Annotated in this window: 14 protein-coding genes, 1 rRNA gene and 2 pseudogenes; 4 read left to right on the top strand and 13 right to left on the bottom strand. The window is 69.6% G+C overall.

The features are described 5' to 3' along the window. The 4 genes from BLW84_RS25060 to BLW84_RS25045 all read right to left on the bottom strand — a co-directional run. Positions 1 to 188 (bottom strand): 16S ribosomal RNA (locus tag BLW84_RS25060); the annotation flags it as partial. Positions 189 to 765: 577 nt separating this feature from the next. Then, the gene (locus tag BLW84_RS25055; protein ID WP_093269559.1) at positions 766 to 1,065 is read right to left on the bottom strand and encodes an AtuA-related protein; all 300 of its coding nucleotides are present in this window, start codon (positions 1,063 to 1,065) and stop codon (positions 766 to 768) included. Beyond that, complete coding sequence (locus BLW84_RS25050; protein ID WP_093269556.1) at positions 1,052 to 2,359, bottom strand: acyclic terpene utilization AtuA family protein; 1,308 nt, start codon at positions 2,357 to 2,359, stop codon at positions 1,052 to 1,054. Before BLW84_RS25050 ends, BLW84_RS25055 begins: the two co-directional genes overlap by 14 nt. Next, complete coding sequence (locus tag BLW84_RS25045) at positions 2,359 to 3,630, bottom strand: CitMHS family transporter (RefSeq protein WP_093269553.1); 1,272 nt, start codon at positions 3,628 to 3,630, stop codon at positions 2,359 to 2,361. Before BLW84_RS25045 ends, BLW84_RS25050 begins: the two co-directional genes overlap by 1 nt. A gap of 91 nt (positions 3,631 to 3,721) precedes the next feature. Between BLW84_RS25045 and BLW84_RS25040 the strand changes: the two genes are divergently transcribed. Continuing rightward, positions 3,722 to 4,645 carry a LysR family transcriptional regulator gene (locus BLW84_RS25040; protein ID WP_245761359.1) on the top strand — a complete coding sequence of 308 codons (924 nt, stop codon included), beginning with the start codon at positions 3,722 to 3,724 and terminating at the stop codon, positions 4,643 to 4,645. Positions 4,646 to 4,657: 12 nt separating this feature from the next. Here BLW84_RS25040 and BLW84_RS25035 read toward each other — a convergent pair whose 3' ends face one another. The 3 genes from BLW84_RS25035 to BLW84_RS25025 all read right to left on the bottom strand — a co-directional run bounded on the left by BLW84_RS25035 (position 4,658) and on the right by BLW84_RS25025 (position 7,146). Beyond that, positions 4,658 to 5,347, bottom strand: coding sequence for a demethylmenaquinone methyltransferase (locus tag BLW84_RS25035; RefSeq protein WP_093269548.1), 690 nt, complete (start codon positions 5,345 to 5,347; stop codon positions 4,658 to 4,660). 105 nt (positions 5,348 to 5,452) lie between these two features. Continuing rightward, positions 5,453 to 5,941: a GNAT family N-acetyltransferase gene (locus BLW84_RS25030; RefSeq protein ID WP_177226670.1), complete on the bottom strand. Its 489-nt coding sequence runs from the start codon at positions 5,939 to 5,941 to the stop codon at positions 5,453 to 5,455. A gap of 80 nt (positions 5,942 to 6,021) precedes the next feature. Next, entirely contained in the window at positions 6,022 to 7,146 is a 1,125-nt protein-coding gene (locus tag BLW84_RS25025; RefSeq protein ID WP_218157452.1) for a glycosyltransferase family 4 protein, read from the bottom strand. Between the two features lie 198 nt (positions 7,147 to 7,344). On the opposite strand from BLW84_RS25025, the pseudogene BLW84_RS25020 reads away from it, so the two are divergent. Continuing rightward, a pseudogene (locus BLW84_RS25020) lies at positions 7,345 to 8,125 on the top strand (inositol monophosphatase family protein). A 3-nt stretch (positions 8,126 to 8,128) separates the two neighbouring features. On the opposite strand, the gene BLW84_RS25015 reads toward BLW84_RS25020, so the two are convergent. The 3 genes from BLW84_RS25015 to BLW84_RS25005 form a co-directional block, all read right to left on the bottom strand. Next, on the bottom strand, positions 8,129 to 8,578 hold the full coding sequence (locus BLW84_RS25015) for a hypothetical protein (protein WP_245761358.1): 450 nt from the start codon (positions 8,576 to 8,578) through the stop codon (positions 8,129 to 8,131). 340 nt (positions 8,579 to 8,918) lie between these two features. Further along, positions 8,919 to 9,794 (bottom strand): 1,2-phenylacetyl-CoA epoxidase subunit PaaC, encoded by an 876-nt coding sequence (paaC, locus tag BLW84_RS25010; protein ID WP_093269599.1) that lies wholly within the window; start codon positions 9,792 to 9,794, stop codon positions 8,919 to 8,921. A gap of 176 nt (positions 9,795 to 9,970) precedes the next feature. Beyond that, positions 9,971 to 10,468 (bottom strand): DUF3592 domain-containing protein, encoded by a 498-nt coding sequence (locus BLW84_RS25005; protein ID WP_245761357.1) that lies wholly within the window; start codon positions 10,466 to 10,468, stop codon positions 9,971 to 9,973. An 88-nt stretch (positions 10,469 to 10,556) separates the two neighbouring features. On the opposite strand from BLW84_RS25005, the gene BLW84_RS25000 reads away from it, so the two are divergent. After that, on the top strand, positions 10,557 to 11,855 hold the full coding sequence (locus BLW84_RS25000) for an isochorismate synthase (protein WP_245761356.1): 1,299 nt from the start codon (positions 10,557 to 10,559) through the stop codon (positions 11,853 to 11,855). Between the two features lie 49 nt (positions 11,856 to 11,904). Here BLW84_RS25000 and BLW84_RS24995 read toward each other — a convergent pair whose 3' ends face one another. From BLW84_RS24995 to menD, 3 genes and pseudogenes are all read right to left on the bottom strand, one after another. Further along, on the bottom strand, positions 11,905 to 13,404 hold the full coding sequence (locus BLW84_RS24995) for a M1 family metallopeptidase (protein WP_093269540.1): 1,500 nt from the start codon (positions 13,402 to 13,404) through the stop codon (positions 11,905 to 11,907). Between the two features lie 407 nt (positions 13,405 to 13,811). After that, positions 13,812 to 14,169, bottom strand: a pseudogene (locus BLW84_RS50370) (DUF3885 domain-containing protein). A 41-nt stretch (positions 14,170 to 14,210) separates the two neighbouring features. Then, positions 14,211 to 15,881 carry a 2-succinyl-5-enolpyruvyl-6-hydroxy-3-cyclohexene-1-carboxylic-acid synthase gene (menD, locus tag BLW84_RS24990; RefSeq protein WP_093269592.1) on the bottom strand — a complete coding sequence of 557 codons (1,671 nt, stop codon included), beginning with the start codon at positions 15,879 to 15,881 and terminating at the stop codon, positions 14,211 to 14,213. A gap of 134 nt (positions 15,882 to 16,015) precedes the next feature. On the opposite strand from menD, the gene BLW84_RS24985 reads away from it, so the two are divergent. Further along, on the top strand, positions 16,016 to 16,939 hold the full coding sequence (locus BLW84_RS24985) for a 1,4-dihydroxy-2-naphthoyl-CoA synthase (RefSeq protein ID WP_093269538.1): 924 nt from the start codon (positions 16,016 to 16,018) through the stop codon (positions 16,937 to 16,939). Positions 16,940 to 17,111: the final 172 nt, after the last annotated feature.

Genomic DNA, 17,111 nt, shown 5'->3' with positions numbered 1-17,111 from the left:
GCGATCCAGTGTCATATCCGGTATTAGACCCCGTTTCCAAGGCTTATCCCAGAGTGCAGGGCAGATTACCCACGTGTTACTCACCCGTTCGCCACTCATCCACACCCGAAAGTGCTTCAGCGTTCGACTTGCATGTGTTAAGCACGCCGCCAGCGTTCGTCCTGAGCCAGGATCAAACTCTCCAACAATGCTGTTGAACAATCCCAGCAGACACTCAAACCCAACCGGGCGAGCGTCATACTCAAAGAAACCACCAACCACACACAATCTGCATGGTCGGGGGCATAAAAGAACACTAACCAAAACAGTCCGCTGTTGAGTTCTCAAAGAACACACCCACACCATCGCATCAATCCCTATCGGGACCGCAGCTCCGGGGAGCATTTCCTCGTTTTCGCTTTCGTGTTTACCACTGTAGAGCATCGTGATTTCCCGTGTCAAACCGGGGGGTTCGCTTTCTCAACCGACCCAATTCGTTATCTTTCGGGACCACTTGGCTCTTCAGTTATCAACACGCGGAAGCGTTTAGCTTTTTCAAGTCTTGCCTTTCGGGCTCGCCCACTCTACCACTCAGTCGTGGGAGCTTGGTTCGCGACCCCGCGTCAGGCTCGGCCCGGTTTTCCCGGCCCGTGTCGCTCTGACTTGGATAAATTTACACACCCCCAAAACACCCCTTGCAACCACCCCCCTTTAAACACCTCCGCGGTCCATCAACAGGCCGTTCGTCTGCGAAAACAGGCTTGTCGCCACTCCCGATCCGCCTTCTCAGAGCACCAGCGACAGGAGACGGGAACTCAGAGACTTTCCGTGGGTGTCGAGGGCCAGCGATGTAGTCACCCCGCCGTCGAGCGCTTGGCGACAGGTGAACTGCAGGCCGCACAGGTTCGGCAGTTCGTAGCGGAGCACCTCGCCCCGGATGTGACCCGCGAGGTGCTCGCGGACCCGTTCCGCCGTGACCTCCCGGGCCAGGAGGGGGAAGTCGTCGTCGCGATAGGGGAACAGCGACAGCGTCGAAGTGTCCCCTTTGTCGCCGGCCCGGCAATGGGCGATTTCATGCAGCAGCATCGTCGGCCTCCAGCACCGTCACCCGGGTCTCGACGTCCGATCGGGGAATGAACGCCGACACGATGCCGATCACCTCGCGGACATCGGCGCGAACACCGCCACCACCCGCCGGCCCGTTCGTGTAGAGCGCTTCGACCTCGTGGCACACGACGTCGGCCGCCGCCGGATCGGGCGCCATCGCCGCCACCCGCAGGCGGCACTCATCCGTCGGCTCGCCCGAGTCCCTGAGCGCGCCGAGGACTTCCGCCCTGATGCGCAGCCCGGTGCCGCGCAGCCTGGTGGTGACCACATCCGCCGCCAACCGTGCCCGGCCGGCGGCGTTCGGCCCGGCATAGCTGATGCCGCACTCCGCCCGATACCCCGCGCGGTAGCCGACGCTCACCTTCAACTCCGCCGGGCGAGCCATACCGGCGGCACCGCTGATCCGGACCCGGTCGGCGCCGGTCTGCTCCGCGCGCACCGGGCGGAAGTCCAGCACCACGTCGGGAGTGCGGTAGCCGGTCGGGTCGGTCACCTCGTAGAGCAGCTGCTCGCGCACCGTCCCTGTGGAGACGACGCCTCCGGTGCCCGCGAGCTTGCCGATGGTCGCCGTGCCGTCCGATGCCACTTCCGCGAACGGGAACCCCAGCTCGGCCAGGCCCGGCACGTCCTTCACCCCGGGGTCCGCGAAGTAGCCACCGGTCACCTGCCCCGCGCACTCCAGGAGGTGCCCGACGAGCGTGCCGGCCGCGATCCGCGGCCAGTCGTCGAGCTCCCAGCCCAGCCGGTGCGCCAGCGGCGCGACGAACAGCGACGGGTCCGCGACTCGTCCGGTCAGCACCACGTTCGCCCCGGTGTCCAGCGCCGGTAGCAGTGCGTCCGCGCCCAGGTAGGCGTTCGCGGAGACGACCGCGCCGTGGTCGGCGAGCGGGATCCCGTCCTCCAGCGCCGGAACCCGCAGGTCGAGCCGGTCCAGCACGTCGTCCCCGGTGACCACTGCGATCTTGCCGCGCACGCCCAGGTCCACCAGCAGGTCGCGGGTGACCGCACCCGCCGCTAAGGGGTTCGCCGCGCCCATGTTCGTCACCACCCGCACGCCGTGCTCGCCGGTGACCGGCAGCAGCCGCTCGAAGCGCGCACGCAGCCGCGGGTCGTAGCCGACCGCCGGGTCGCGCAGCTTCCGCTGCTGGCCGAGCGCGATGGTGCGTTCTGCCAGGCATTCCAGGACCAGGTCGTCCAGGCCGGCCCGCGCCGCGAGGTCCACCGCAGGTCCGATCCGGTCGCCGGCGAACCCGGCTCCGCTGCCGATGCGCATCACAGCACCCCCGTGACCAGCGCGACCGCGGTCATCACCAGCGTCGTGCCGAACGCCCACTTGAAGATGAACCGCTGGTGGTCGCCGAGGTCGACCTTGCTCATCCCGAGCAGGATGAACGTCGAGGCGGTCAGCGGGCTGAGCGGGAAACCGGTGGTCATCTGGCCGAGGATCGCGGCCCGCCCGATGGCGGCCGGATCGCCGCCGAGCGCCGCGGTGGTCTCGGCGAGCACCGGGACCACGCCGTAGTAGTACGCGTCCGGGGTGAACACCAGGCTGAACGGCATGCTGGTGATCGCGGTCGCCACCGGCAGCAGCCCGGCGGCGGAGTCCGGGATGACCGCCACCAGGCCCTCGGCCATCGCCTTGATCATCCCGGTGCCGGTCATGATGCCGGTGAACACCCCGGCGGCGAAGATCACCGCGACGACCAGCACCACGTTGTACGCGTGCTTGGTCAGCAGTTCTTGCTGGCCCTGCCAGGACGGCCGGTTGATCAGCAGCGCCACCAGGAAGGCCACCAGGAAGAGCACTTCCAGGTCCGCGAGCTGGGCGAGCAGGCACCCGACTAGCACCAGTGTCAGGGCCGCGTTGGCCCAGTACCGCACCCGGTCGGCCCCGGTCGGACGGGCGCGGTTCGCGACGGCCACCTCGATGACGCCGAGCCGCTTCCGCTCCGCGCGGCCGATCAGGTACGCCGCCAGCAGCACCCAGAGGATTCCGGCCAGCATCGCGGGGAGCACCGGGAGGAACAGCTGGCTGCTGTCCAGCTTCAGCGCGGCCATCGCCCTAGCCGTGGGGCCGCCCCACGGCACCATGTTCATCACGCCCGCGGCCAGGCAGATCACGCCGGCCAGCACGATTCGCCGCATGCCCAACCGCTGGTAGATCGGCAACAGCGCGGACACCGTGATGAGGAACGTCGACGCGCCGTCGCCGTCGAGCGCGACGAGCAGCGTGAGCAGCGCGGTGCCCAGCGTGATCTTCAGCGGATCGCCCTTGGCCCAGCGCAGGATGCGGGTCACCGCCGGGTCGAACAGCCCGGCGTCGACCATCAGGCTGAAGTAGAGCACCGCGAACGTGATCATGATGGCCACCGGCGCGACGGTGATCAGGCCGTCGGCGATCAGCGAGCCGAGCCGGCCGCCGAAGCCGCTGGCCACCGCGGCGGCTATGGGCACCAAGGTCAGTGCGAAGAGCACCGAAACACGTCGGGACAGCACCAGGGCCAGGAAGACCCCGATGGTCAGGAACCCACTCGCGGCGAGCATGCAGCACCTCCGTTGCCGGACGGACGTACTGTGATCCGCGTCGCTCATGCGCGTCAAGCAAGAGTTACTGATAGATTAATTCGCCGTGGGCATGGATCTGACGCTTCAACAGCTCCGACTGGTGCTCGCCGTGCACGACGCGGGCAGCTTCACGCTCGCCGGAGATCAGCTCCACCTGGCTCAGTCTTCGATGAGCCGCACCGTCCGGGAGGTGGAGCGCAAGCTCGGCATCACGCTGTTCGAACGCACCACGCGGAACCTCGTCATCACGCCGGAGGGCAGCGAGTTCTGCCGGGTGGCGCGGCGCGTGGTCGAGGCCTTCGACGCCGGGATCAACCACTTCGAGGGGTTCCTGGCCGGCAGCCGTGGCCGGGTGCGGATCGCGGCGCTGCCGTCGCTGGCGGCGATCCTGCTGCCGCCCGTGGCCTCCGCCTACCGGGCGACGCACCCCGAGGTCGAACTGTCCATTGAGGACGGCATGTCGGACGAGGTGCTGCAGCGGGTCCGCAGCGGCGCGGTCGACCTGGCCGTCACGGTGGTGCCCGAACCGCTGCCGGACCTGCAGGTCCGGCCGATCGCCACCGACCGGTTCTGCTGCGTTTTCCCGCCGTCGCACCGGTTCTCCGAACACCGGCGGCTCGACTGGGCGGACCTCGCCGGCCAACCGCACATCGCCTTCGACCCGACCAGCAGCATCCGGCAGCACGCCGAACGCGCCTTCGCCGCCGCGCGGGTGCGCCCAGACGTCGTGCTGGAATCGCGGAACATCACCACCGTCGCGGGACTGGTCGCGGCCGGGCTCGGCGTGGCGGTGATGCCCGGGCTGGTGCTACCGCTGATCCAGTTCGCCGGGCTCGAACACCGGGCGCTCGGCGGCCCCGAGGTCCGCCGCCGCATCGCGGTGGTACGCGATCCGCACCGCCCGCTCGCCGCGGCATCGCAAGCGTTCATGACCGCGATCGGTCAGGCCCAGCACTCAGCCGAAGCCTCGCCACCGGAGACGACCTGGCTCTGAAGCCGCGAGGAATCAGGAGGGCTTGACCGCGCGGTGGACGGCGACGACGCCGCTGGTGAGGTTGCGCCACTGCACGCCGCTCCAGCCGCTCTCGGCGATCAGCTCCGCCAACCCGCGCTGGTCCGGCCACTCGCGGATCGACTCCGCGAGGTAGACGTAGGCATCCGGGTTGGACGACACCGCGCGGGCGATCGGCGGCAGGGCCCGCATCAGGTAGTTCATGTAGATCGTCCGGAACGGCTGCCAGGTTGGCGTCGAGAACTCGCACACCACCAGCCGGCCGCCGGGGCGCACCACCCGCAGCATCTCCCGCAGGCCGGCGGCCGTGTCGACCAGGTTCCGCAGCCCGAACGAGATCGTCGCGGCGTCGAAGGATTCGTCGGCGAACGGCAGCCGGAGCGCGTCGGCCGCGACCATCGGCACGCCTCGATCCCGGCCGACCGACAGCATGCCCAACGAGAAGTCCGCGGCCACGCACCAGGCGCCGGAGCGGGCGAACTCCACCGTCGACACGCCGCTGCCTGCTGCCAGGTCGAGCACCCGCTCGCCCGGCTTCGGAGCCAGAGCCCGCCGGGTCACTTCCCGCCAGCGCCGGTCCTGCCCGAAGGACAGCACCGTGTTGGTCAGGTCGTACCTGCGCGCGACGCCGTCGAACATCGCGGCGACCTCGTGAGGCTTCTTGTCCAAACCGGCCCGAGACACACCCGAAGAGTACGTGGCGGGATCAGCGAGATCACCAGCACGCCCATCAAGTCCGCATTGCGGAATTCCTATTCCGTCCCCCTTCCCCCGGTGCCCGGCCCACGATCAGGCGTCGGACCGCAACTGGATCCGCAGGCACTCCCTGACCTGCTCCGCCTTCTCCGGATGTTGCTCCCGCCGCCCCACCGGGCGGAATCCGACGCGCTCGTAGAAACGCCGGGCAGCCGGGTTCCCGTCGAAGACCCACAACGTCACGGAGCTCGCGCCCCTGCTCCGCGACCACGCCAAGACCGCATCGACCAGGACGTCCGCGACGCCCTCGCCCCGCCACGCCTGGTCGACCCACATTGCTTCGAGCCGGTACTCCGCCCGGGTCGGCGTCGGCACCGCCGAGACGACGCCGACGGCCTCCTGCTCCGCCCAAGCCACGAACCACGGGCCGCGGGCGAGCCGCTCCCGCCAGAACGCCATCGACCGCGTCCGCTCGCCGTCCAAAGTAGACCCGAATGCGGCAGCGTCCGCCGCGAGCGCGCGCAGCCGCACCTCCCGCAAGGCAGCGAGCTCGCCCTCGACCACCCGACGCACGGAAATCACGCCACTCATGATGAATGGGATAAGCGTTGTGGCGCAACGGATTTATTGTCCGGGCGGTGGGTCTCCGGCTACCTGATCCGTCAGGCGGCCAAGGGCTCCACGCGTTTCGCAACGTCGGAGTAGTGCCCGATCAGCTGCTGGCACAGCGCGGGCCAAGTCCGCCCAGCGACGGCGGTACGAGCTGCGTCGCCGAACCTCGCCCGCAGCTCCGGGTCGCGCAACTCCGCGACGGCGGCGAGCAGCGCATCCGCGTGCACAGCGGGATCTTCGGCCGGCAGCAGATAGCCCGTGCGGCCGTGGTCGACGAGATCCCGGGGCCCGCCGGCATCCGGGGCGACAACCGGCACGCCCGAAGCCATCGCCTCCTGCACCGCCTGGCAGAACGTCTCGTGCGGCCCGGTGTGCACGAAAACGTCCAGGCTCGCGTAGATCCGCGCCAGCTCGTCGCCGGTCCGCTGGCCGAGGAAAGCCGCACCCGGCAGCGCCGCACCGAGGTTCTGGCGTTCCGGCCCGTCACCCACGACGACGAGCCGCACGCCCGGCATCCCGTCCAGCGCCGCCAGCCGCTCGATGCGCTTCTCCGGCGCCAACCGCCCGACGTACCCGACGAGCAGCTCGCCGTTCGGCGCCAACTCGCGGTGCAGATCGGAATCCCGGCGATGCGGTGAGAACCGGGCGGTGTCCACGCCCCGCCCCCACCGGTGAACGCGCGGAACTCCGTGCTCCCGCAACGTTTCCACGGCCCACGTCGACGGGGCCAACGTCCGGTCGGCGGCACCGTGCAGCCGACGGATCCAGCGCCACGCGGCGCGGGCGGTCAGCCCCAGGCCGTACGACTCGGCGAACCCCGCGACGTCGGTCTGGTAAACGGCAACGGTCGGGACGCCGATCCGCCTGGCTGCGGCCAGGCCGCGCGCCCCGACGATGAACGGCGACGCCAGATGCACGACATCCGGGCGGAATTCCTGCAACCCGCGCAGCAACCGACGCGTGGGGAAGCCGATCGGCAACGACGAAACCAGCGGCAGGTCCATCGCGGGCAGCCGGATCACCGGGAAACCCGCGTACTCCTCCGGGCCCGCTCCCGGCGCGATCACCAGCGCCGCATCGCCCCGCCGCCGCAAGTGCTCCAGCACTCGCAGCACGGAATTCGTCACCCCGTTGATTTGCGGCAGGAAGCTCTCGGTCACGATCGCTATGCGCACGCGGCACACCGTGACGGCCCGGTCCGGCGAACAGTCGACCGCAACGTGACGGCACCGCCAACGCCAACCGAAGACCACGCCAACTCGCCGACCGGACCACTCGCCGCGTGCGGCAACTCGCAATCGTGACCTGTAACTCCACAACCGGTCACCTGAGTGTTGCGCTCTGGTCACCCACCGCACGGAGCCTGGGACGGCATGACGGTCCTGCCCTCCCCGCCCGCGCAGATCGACCCCGCCCTGGTTTCGCGGGCGTTCGAAGTCGCCGTTCGACTGGGTCACCGACACCGGCCGCACCCTCGAACGGCACACCCGCCGGATCCTCGCCGACGAGTTCCCCGGAATCCCGGTGTTCGGCGAGGAATTCGACGCCGCGCCCACCACCGTCGCCGAGCACTGGGCCGCACGCGCCGGTTCCGCGCGGTTCCGCTGGTCGGTCGACCCGGTCGACGGCACCGCCAACTACGTGGCGGGGCTGCCCTGGTGCGCCTACAGCCTGGCGATGCTCGACGAGCACGGGCCGGTCGTCGGGGTGGTCGCCGATCCGTACCGCACGCAGATCTACGCCGCGGCGCGCGGCCGCGGCATGCGTGCCAACGGCACCCCGGTTCGGCTGCCCGTGCAAGGCGAAGCGCGCGGCGGCATCGTTTGCACGGAGCTGACCAAGAACGGGCCGTGGCGCGGCATGGACCGGTTCATCACGAACGCCGCGAGCGCCCAGGTCGGGGTCCGGTTGCTGGGCTCCCCGGCGCTGGCCATCACCCAGGTCGCGCTCGGCCACGCGATCGCCGCGGTCCTCGACTCGTACGAGGAGTGGGACGTCGCGGGCGCGCTGGCGCTGGCCACCGAATCCGGTGCCACCGTGCTGGACCGCCGCGGCAGCACGACCGCGCTCCCGCTGGACGGTCTGCTGGTGGCCGCGCCCGGTGTCGCCGCCGACGTGCACGACTGGTGGCGGCAGGCCACCGAAGGGAGCTGATCGTCAGGCGGCCGTCATCAGCGCACGGGCGGGAGCCGAACCCGGAGGCGGGCCGAACACCGCCGACATCGGCCGCAGCAGCGGGAACTGATCGCGCAGCACCAGCACCTGCTCGTGGATCCGGCTGAGATCGGGGGCGGCGACCAATTCCACGACCGCCTCCAGCACGTGGTCGGTGACCATCCCGAACCTGGCCGCGGCGTCGTCGAGCTGGCTCTGCACCCGGCCCACCACGGCGTCGTCCCGCGACTCGCTGCTCTCCAGGCCGCGTCCCAGCTCGGAAAGCGCCCGAACGTTCGGCAATTCCGCGTCCATCCGCCGTACCACCGTCTGCAACTGGTGCCGGGCCTGCGTGGAGGACACCGCGTCGACGGCCCGAGCGGCCCGGTACACCGCCTGCTCGCACCGCTGGACTTCGTTGAGCCACTTGTCCGGCAGGGGCGACGGGGACACGACCGACTGCGTGGCGGGCGGCACGACGGTGGGTCCGACAACCTCCCTGGCCCGTCGTCTCCGGGCGCAGACGACGGCCAACATCACCCCAGCCCCACACGCTCCCGCAATCAAGGCGACGAGCACCTGCACCCAGATTCCGTCCATGTCGAGTTGTGTCCTTCCGCTTCGCCGAAGAGGCATCCGAACCGGTGTCCCGCCCGCGGTCACCGGTCCGACGTTGTCGACCAGACCGAAGTTCCCGAGCGCCCCCCCCAGATCACTTTGCGCCTGCCAGGCCCCGGAGTTCTTGGGGGAAAGTACTCAATCTGATCGCCTGTGCCGCAACTCTCGGACCTGATCAGGACTGCGCCGCGGATCTGGCCAGGTACTGCATGTCGGCGAGCAGGAATTCCATGCCGCCGGTGTGCACCCCGTCGCGGCCGCCGGGCCGGACGAACTCGCCGAACTCCGTCGGGTCCGGTCGTTCCAAGCGGGCCACCGAGAACACCTCGTCCAGCACCTCGCTCACCTCACCGCGCACCACCGCCGGATCGACCCCGCAGCCGGCATCCGCCAGCCGGGCCTCGACCGGATGCGGCGTGAACAGCTCGCCGGTCATCGGCCACACCCGCTGGAACCCGCCCGCCACGCGCCGCGCCGAGGCGGCGTTCGCATCGCCGAGGTGGATGACCCACTGCGCGGCGTGGTCGCGGTGCCTCGTCAGGCCTGCGAGGGACCGCGCGGCCAGGGTGGCCAGCACGGCGTCCCGGCTCCGCGTCAGCCGTTCGAACACCGCCGCCCGCCACGCGGTGTACAGCAGCAACCGCGCGACGGTGGCCGAGAAGCCGCCGCCCTGCCCCGGCCCGCAGTCGATCTCGACCAACCGCACGTTGCGGAACTCCGCGGCGGTCCGGAAGTACGCGAGGCTGTCCTCGCCGCGCCCCGCGCCCTCGACCTCACCCGCGCGGTGCAGCAGGATCCTGGCTTCTCCCAACAGGTCGAGCGCGATCGCGCCGAGCGCCGCGGCCTCTTCCAGCTCCGGGGCGCGGATTCCCCACTCGGACAACCGATGCGCCAGGACCAGCGCATCGTCACCGAGCATCAGGCAGTACTGCGCGAGATCCGGAGCGGGCACACCAGCCGGAACCGAACGATCCACAGTGGACATTGAAGGTGCGCCGAGCACCCACTGCTGCACATCCGACGCACTGGACTGCACTTCAGACGTGTTCATGGCGACCTCGCAGACGCGGGCCGGCGGCCGGTCGGCACGAGTGAACCGCTTCCCCCACGAACAGGTCCACATCGGTCGTGCGACTCCGCCGCTAGCCCCCTTACGGCGGGGAAACCAGTGTCACACCACCCGGCCGAATTAGGGAAGCCTGATCAGCGGTACAAGGGCCCAAGGACTCACCGCGCGGTCGGCCGCCGGAGTAGCCAGTACACCGGCAGCAGCACCGCCCACAGCACGGCGAGCGAGCTCGACACCGGAAGCAGCGAAAGGGTCATGTTGCGGCCGGCCACGCGCACCAGGTCCGGATTCCGCGAGTCGTACTCGACCCGGACCAGCTGCCCGGCCTGCAAGTCGGCCGGGTAGAGCACGCCGTTCGGCGGGATGTAGACGCGGCCCTCATCGGTGTTGAAGCGCACCACGGTCCGGGTCAGCGAGGTGTCCACCACCTCGGCCACCGCTTCGCCCTTGGACTCCTCGATAGTCCGGTCGTTGATGAAGCACGCACCGACGATGGACAGCCCCATCACGGTCAGCAACAGGCCGAACACCAGCACACCTCGCGCCGCACGCGCTCGTCCCCGACGACGGGGCGGCACCGCAACCAACTGGTCACCATCCGTACTGGTCTCGGTCACCGAGTCGGCCGCGTTCTGCGCCACCGCATCGCTCGCCACGGTGACCGATTGTAGGCACCCGGTCGACGGCCACGCGCATGCCTTCGGTGCCGCCCACCTGTTGGAGCGCGACGCATACCCTCCAGGAGTGGCGACTACACCCAGGCTGCCGACGGCGCGAACGCGAAGGCTCGAAGCGGGCGACCCCCGATACGACCGCCCCCTGCTGGAACTGCTGCCGGCCGATGCCGTGCTCAGCTGGGTCCGCGACGGCGCCGGGCTCGTCGGCTGGGGCTGCGCGGCCCGCCTGGACGTCTCCGGTCCCGACCGCTTCAACCGGGCCGACGACTGGTGGCGAGAGCTCTGTCACCAGTTCGAAGTCGACGACTCGGTCGGGCTGCCCGGCTGCGGCCCGGTGGCGTTCGCCAGCCTGGCCTTCGCCGACGACCCCGGGCACTCGGTGCTGATCGTTCCCGAAGTCGTCATCGGGCAACGCGACGGTGTGCGTTGGATCACCACGATCGGCGACGGCTCCGCCGAACAGCCGCCGGTCGAGCCCGTGCACCCGCCCGGCACGGTGTCCTACAGCGACGGGCAACTGTCCTCGACCGGCTACCGCCAGGCCGTGGCCGAGGCCGTGCACCGCATGCGGCAAACCGGCGACCTGGACAAGATCGTGCTCGCCCACGACCTGCTGGCCAGCACCTCCGAGCCGCTCGACGCCCGGTTCCTGCTGAACAACCTCGCCGCCCGGTACCCGACCTGCTGGACGTTCGCCGTGGACGGCCTCGTCGGCGCCACTCCCGAACTGCTGCTCGAGCGCGAGGGATACGAAGTGCGGTCCCAGGTGCTGGCCGGCACGGTCTGGCCGCGCGAGGGGCACACCACCGAGCAACTCGCCGATGAGTTGATGGCCTCCGCGAAGAACCGCAGCGAGCACGCCTACGCGGCGGAGTCGCTGGCGGTTCGCCTCCGTCCCTTCTGCAGCGACCTCACGGTGCAGAACGAGCCGGAGGTCCTCAAGCTGCGCAACGTCCTGCACCTCGCGACCAACGTCGAAGGCAAGCTCAGCGAAAGCGGCACCCGCGACGGCGCTGCAACGCTGCTGCGCATGGTCGCCGCGGTGCATCCCACGGCCGCGGTCGGAGGAACGCCGACCGATGACGCCGTGCGGGCGATCAGCGAGCTGGAAGGGATGGATCGGGGGCGCTACGCCGGGCCGGTCGGCTGGCTGGACGGCAACGGCAACGGCGAGTTCGCCGTGGCGCTTCGCTGCGCCCAAGTGGAAACCGCCGCCGCACCCGGCACCGAGGCCGAGCGCGGCGGCGGCAGGATCCGCCTGTTCGCCGGGTGCGGAATCGTCCCCGAATCCGACCCCGACCAAGAGGTCGCGGAGGCGGAAGCGAAGCTGCTCCCGGTCCGCGAAGCCCTCGAAGGCGTCCGCTAGCGGAAACGGATCCCGCCGTGGGCACTCGGTCGCGAGTGCCCAGGCGGAATCAGTGGTCGTGTAGCAGGGCGTGGGTGCGGTCGATCTCCGCCACGGCCTTCGGCGGCGCCACCGCAACGCGGGTCGCGCTCACCGGCACGCCCGTCGCCTCGCCGACCGGCGGCCTGCCCTTGGTGAACAACCAGGTGTTGAACAGCTCGTCGAGCTGCTTGCCGGAGCGCTGCTCGGCGAGCGCGATGAACTCCTCGATCGTGCCGGTGGAGTAGCGCTTCTCCGACACCCAGGTCCGGATGATGTCGAGCAGGGCCTCGTCACCGACCACGTTCCGCAGGGCGTGCACGGTCATCGCGCCCCGGTCGTAGACCGCCTTGCTGAACACTTCCTCCGCGCCGGGCTCGCCCGGCAGGGTCTGCCAGAACGGGTCGTCGGCCGGGTGCGACGCGTAGTAGTGGTCGAACAGCTCCTGCGCGGTACCGGTGCCCTGCGCCTCCGACCAGAACCACTCCGCGTAGGACGCGAAGCCCTCGTTCAGCCAGATGTTGCGCCAGGTGTCCACCGACACCGAGTCGCCGAACCACTGGTGCGCGTTCTCGTGCACGACCACCGAGGTGTTCGCCCCGTTCCGGAAGAACCGGTGGCTGTAGGTCGGCCGGGTCTGGTTCTCCAGCGCGAAGTTCATCCCCTCCGAGGAGACCAAGCCACCCTGCGCCTCGAACGGGTACTCACCGAGCAGCCCGGTGAGGAACTCCACGACCTCCGGGGTGCGTTCGACGCTGGCCTTCGCCGGGCCCGCGAGCTCGCCGAGGTTTTCGGAGTACGCGGTGACGAGCGGCTGCCCGAACGCGCCGGTCTTGGTGCTGATCTCGTACTGCCCGACGCCGATGAACGCCAGGTAGGTGGCGGTCGGCTTGGTCGTGCGCCACTGCCAGGTGGTCCAGCCCGCGAGGCTGGCGTTCTTGGTGTTCACGCCGTTGGACAACACCTCGGTGCCGTCCGGCACCGCGACGGAGATGTCGAAGGTCGCCTTGTCCCTGGGGTGGTCGTTGCTCGGGAACCACCAGGCGGCGATCTCCGGCTCACCGACCGCGAGCGCACCGTCGGAGGTGCGGATCCAGGGCTTGATGCCATCCACCTCGACCGTCGACGGCACGCCCTCGTACTCGACGACGAAGGTCGCGAGGCTCCCCTCGGGCAGCGCCTCCGACGGCGTCACCGTCAGCTCCGTGCCGTCCTGCGAGAACTGCGCGGGCGCGCCGTTGACCCGCACCGACTTGGTGGGCAGCGCGAAGTCCAGGTTGAACGCGGTCAGGTTCTGCGTCGGCTTCGCGACGATCGTCGTGGTGCCCCGCAGATGGTCGTCCGTGGGCTGGTACCGCAGCTGGATGTCGTAGTGCGAGACGTCGTACCCACCGTTGCCGTAACCGGGGAAGTAGTCGTCTCCCGCACCGGGCGCCCCCGGTCCGTCACTGCCGGCCAACGCCGGTGTAGCGAGCAGAGCCGTTGCGCAGCACGCCGCCGCCGTGGCTCGCAGGCCGTGTCGTCGAAACACCTGCCACCTCCTCGAACATCATGGTCGCTAGGAGAGTAAGGAGACTCCCATCGACCAGGCATGTTTTCGGATCACAGGTTTTTCCCACCGTGCAGCGAAAATCCGCGAAAGCAAGTGGCGGGAGCACCGGCGGCGGCCGACCGGCCGCCCCGATCTGCGGATAAATACCCACCTTTCGAGCGACACCGGTCGCCCCGGTCGCATCGGACGACCGTGTGACGCCGATCGCCCCGACTGCAGGACAGAACGTGTCCCGAGCGGTGAGAACAACGGTGCGCAGCCGGATCGGCCGTACTAGGCACCCAGGAAGTTGCGCAGGCCTTCCGTCTTGGGACGGCGATGCCGCAGGACCCGAACACGCAACCGACCACCGCAGGTTCACGTTGTGTCGCGCGGACACGGACGATTCACGACGAGCTCAGAAACCCTCGGGATGGCTGGAAAGCCAGCGCGCGCACGGAGGTCCAATGGCAGGCGCCGGGCTGCAGCCGCGCGTGCTCGTCGGGCCGTGCACCCGGCTCCGGGCTATCTGACCAGTCACACGTGATGAGGTAGACCTCCTGACCGGTGAACAACTCGTCCAGGATCGTGTTGCCGGTCGAGCAAGGTCGTGTACTCGTCGGCGGTGTCCGGATAGCGCTTCGACCCCGGCAAGCTGTGGAACCGGACCCACCGATCCCGATAGGCGTGCTTCAACCCGTCGGCCAGCGGAGGGCACAGCGGCCAGCGTCGTTGCCGGAGCCCCAAGAGATCGCCGCCAGCCACCCGAGCACGGTAGCCCGCAGGCTGGGCGACGAGCCCAGCCGTCAGCCGAGAAGCGCCGTGCGAACTGCGGCCAGCAAGCGCTGGTGCACCGAACGCAGCGCCGTGCGATCCGCCCGCACCTCGACGACGCGCAGACCCGGTCGCCGCTGCAGGGCAGCGGTGAGCTCGGATCGCTCGCGCACCAACACGTGGTCGACCCCGTGCGCCGCGCAGAGCTTGCCGATGTCGGTTCCGTGTGGCGTGGCGAAGACCCGCTCGAAGGCCTCCCGGTGCTCGGGACTTCCCTGTTCCAGCAAGGCGAAGATGCCGCCGCCGTCGTCGTTGAGCACGACGATCGTCAAGTCCGGCCGCTGTTCGTACGGCCCCAGCATCAATCCGTTGCTGTCGTGCAGGAAAGTCAGGTCGCCCAGAAGCGCGTAGGCGGGTTGGCCGTGCGCGACCGCGGCGCCGATCGCGGTCGACACCGTGCCGTCGATGCCGGCCACGCCCCGGTTCTGGTGCACGACCACATCGGATCGTTGGCGCGCGGCCAACGCGACATCACGACTCGGGTTCGACGACCCCAGGACCAACAGGGCCTGTTCCGGCAACGCATCGACGACCTCGCGCGCCACCGCGGCTCCACTCGGCCAGCGCTCCAGGTCGAGCGCGGCGTGCAGAGCCTCGGACGCCTTCTGGTCGGCGTGCTGCCACGCGGTGAGCCACTCGGGATCGGCATCTCCCGGAGCGGCGCCGAAAGTCTCCGCAACCTCCCGCAGGTTGTGCGCCGGAGCCGCCCAGTCCACCCCGCCGTGCGCGAGCAGCACCTCCACGTCGGTGTCCGCCAGCAATCGCTGGACCTGCCGGAAAACAGTCGGGCGACCGACGCAAAGCACCTGCTCGGGACGGTGCTCCTGCATGAACTCGGGCAGGTTCAGCAGCCACATCCCGGTGCTGATCGCCGCCGAGCCACCGACACCCACGCCACCGGATTCCGCCAACACCGGCCAGCCGTACCGATCGCCCCACTCGCCGGCTTTCTCGGCACCCCAGTCGGCGACGAGCACGAGTCCGCGCCGAGCACGCACCCGGGACAGTTCGCTCGGTGCCTGACCTCGCTGGGAGACCTCCGTCCACCGTGCATCGTCCGGGCGGCCGGCCAGCGACTCGCACCACTGGTCGTCCCCGTCCGGCACCAATGGCTCCCGGAACGGGATGTTCAGGTGCACCGGGCCGCCTCGCTTGCCGCCGGCCGCGGCGTGCCAGGCCCGGCACATCTGGCTTCGCCAGTACGCGTTCTGCCCCGGTCGGCTCTCGGCGACCGCGAGCTCGTCGAACATGCGGACCTCGGCGCCGAACAGCCGGTGCTGATCGATGGTCTGGTTGGCACCAGCCGCGCGCAGCTCCGGCGGCCGGTCCGCGGTCAGCACGATCAGTGGGACGCCCGAGTGGTACGCCTCACTGACCGCCGGATGCAGATTCGTCGCCGCGGTACCGGAAGTGCAGACCACCACGACCGGCGACTGCGTCCGCGACGCCAGTCCTAACGCGAGAAAACCCGCGCTGCGCTCGTCGATGCGAACGTGCAGTCGTAACCGCCCTGCGTGCGCGGCTCGGTACAGTGCGTAAGACAGAGGTGCGTTGCGGGACCCCGGGGAGAGCACCACCTGCCGCACCCCGTTGCGGACGAGCTCGTCGACGATGACCTCAGCCTGGGCCGTGGACGGATTCAACCGATCACCTCTGAACATCGCTTGCGAACTCCAGCCGAGGGGGCCATGGTCCCTCTCGCCCTCGTTCGCGCAAGCGCCGGGCGGCTGCGGGGAGGCCCCCGCGCCGAACGCCTGCTGCGCCTATTGTCCCAGGTGTGCAGAATCCCCGTGTCTCTGAGCTGTTCGATCCGGCTTTGTGGGAGCCCGTGGCAGGCTTCGACTTCACCGACATCACGTATCACCGCTGCGTCGAAGACGGCCCCGGGAAAGGCACCGTGCGCATCGCCTTCGACCGCCCGGACGTCCGAAACGCCTTCCGCCCGCACACCGTCGACGAGCTGTACCGCGCCCTGGACCACGCGCGCATGACCAGCGACGTCGGCTGCGTGCTGATCACCGGCAACGGCCCGTCCGCCAAGGACGGCGGCTGGGCCTTCTGCTCCGGCGGTGATCAGCGGATCCGCGGCCGTTCCGGATACCAGTACGCCGACGGCGAGACTTCCGACACCGTCGACCCGGCCCGCGCCGGACGGCTGCACATCCTCGAAGTGCAGCGGCTGATCCGGTTCATGCCGAAGATCGTCATCGCGGTCGTGCCGGGTTGGGCCGCAGGTGGCGGGCACAGTCTGCACGTCGTGTGCGATCTCACGCTCGCCAGCGCCGAGCACGCTCGCTTCAAGCAGACCGACGCCGACGTCGGCAGCTTCGACGGTGGCTTCGGCTCCGCCTACCTCGCCCGTCAGGTCGGCCAGAAGTTCGCCCGCGAGATCTTCTTCCTCGGGCGGCCCTACACGGCCGAGCAGGCGCACCAGATGGGCATGGTCAACGCAGTCGTCCCGCACGACGAGCTGGAGGCGACCGCGCTGCAGTGGTCCCGCGAGATCAACGGCAAGTCCCCGACCGCGCAGCGCATGCTCAAGTACGCGTTCAACGCCATCGACGACGGGCTGGTCGGCCAGCAGCTGTTCGCCGGCGAGACCACCCGCCTCGCCTACATGACCGACGAGGCCGTCGAAGGGCGCGACTCGTTCCTGCAGAAGCGGACCCCGGACTGGTCCGCCTTCCCCTGGTACTTCTGAGCCGTCGGGGCCGGTTCCGGGAGGGCCCGCACCGCTTGCTCCGGCGCGGAACCGGTCTCGCCCACCATCTCCCGCAGGCCACCCGCCGAAGAGGTCCACCAGCAGGTCGGCCGGGCACATCAGCACGATCAGAACCATCATTTCTCGACTCCTTCCAAGCGCGTACCAATTT

The sequence above is a fragment of the Saccharopolyspora shandongensis genome (assembly GCF_900106995.1).
Classification (GTDB): domain Bacteria; phylum Actinomycetota; class Actinomycetes; order Mycobacteriales; family Pseudonocardiaceae; genus Saccharopolyspora; species Saccharopolyspora shandongensis.
The sequence above is the reverse complement of the archived record's forward strand: the minus strand, read 5'-3'. Positions and strand labels throughout refer to the sequence as shown.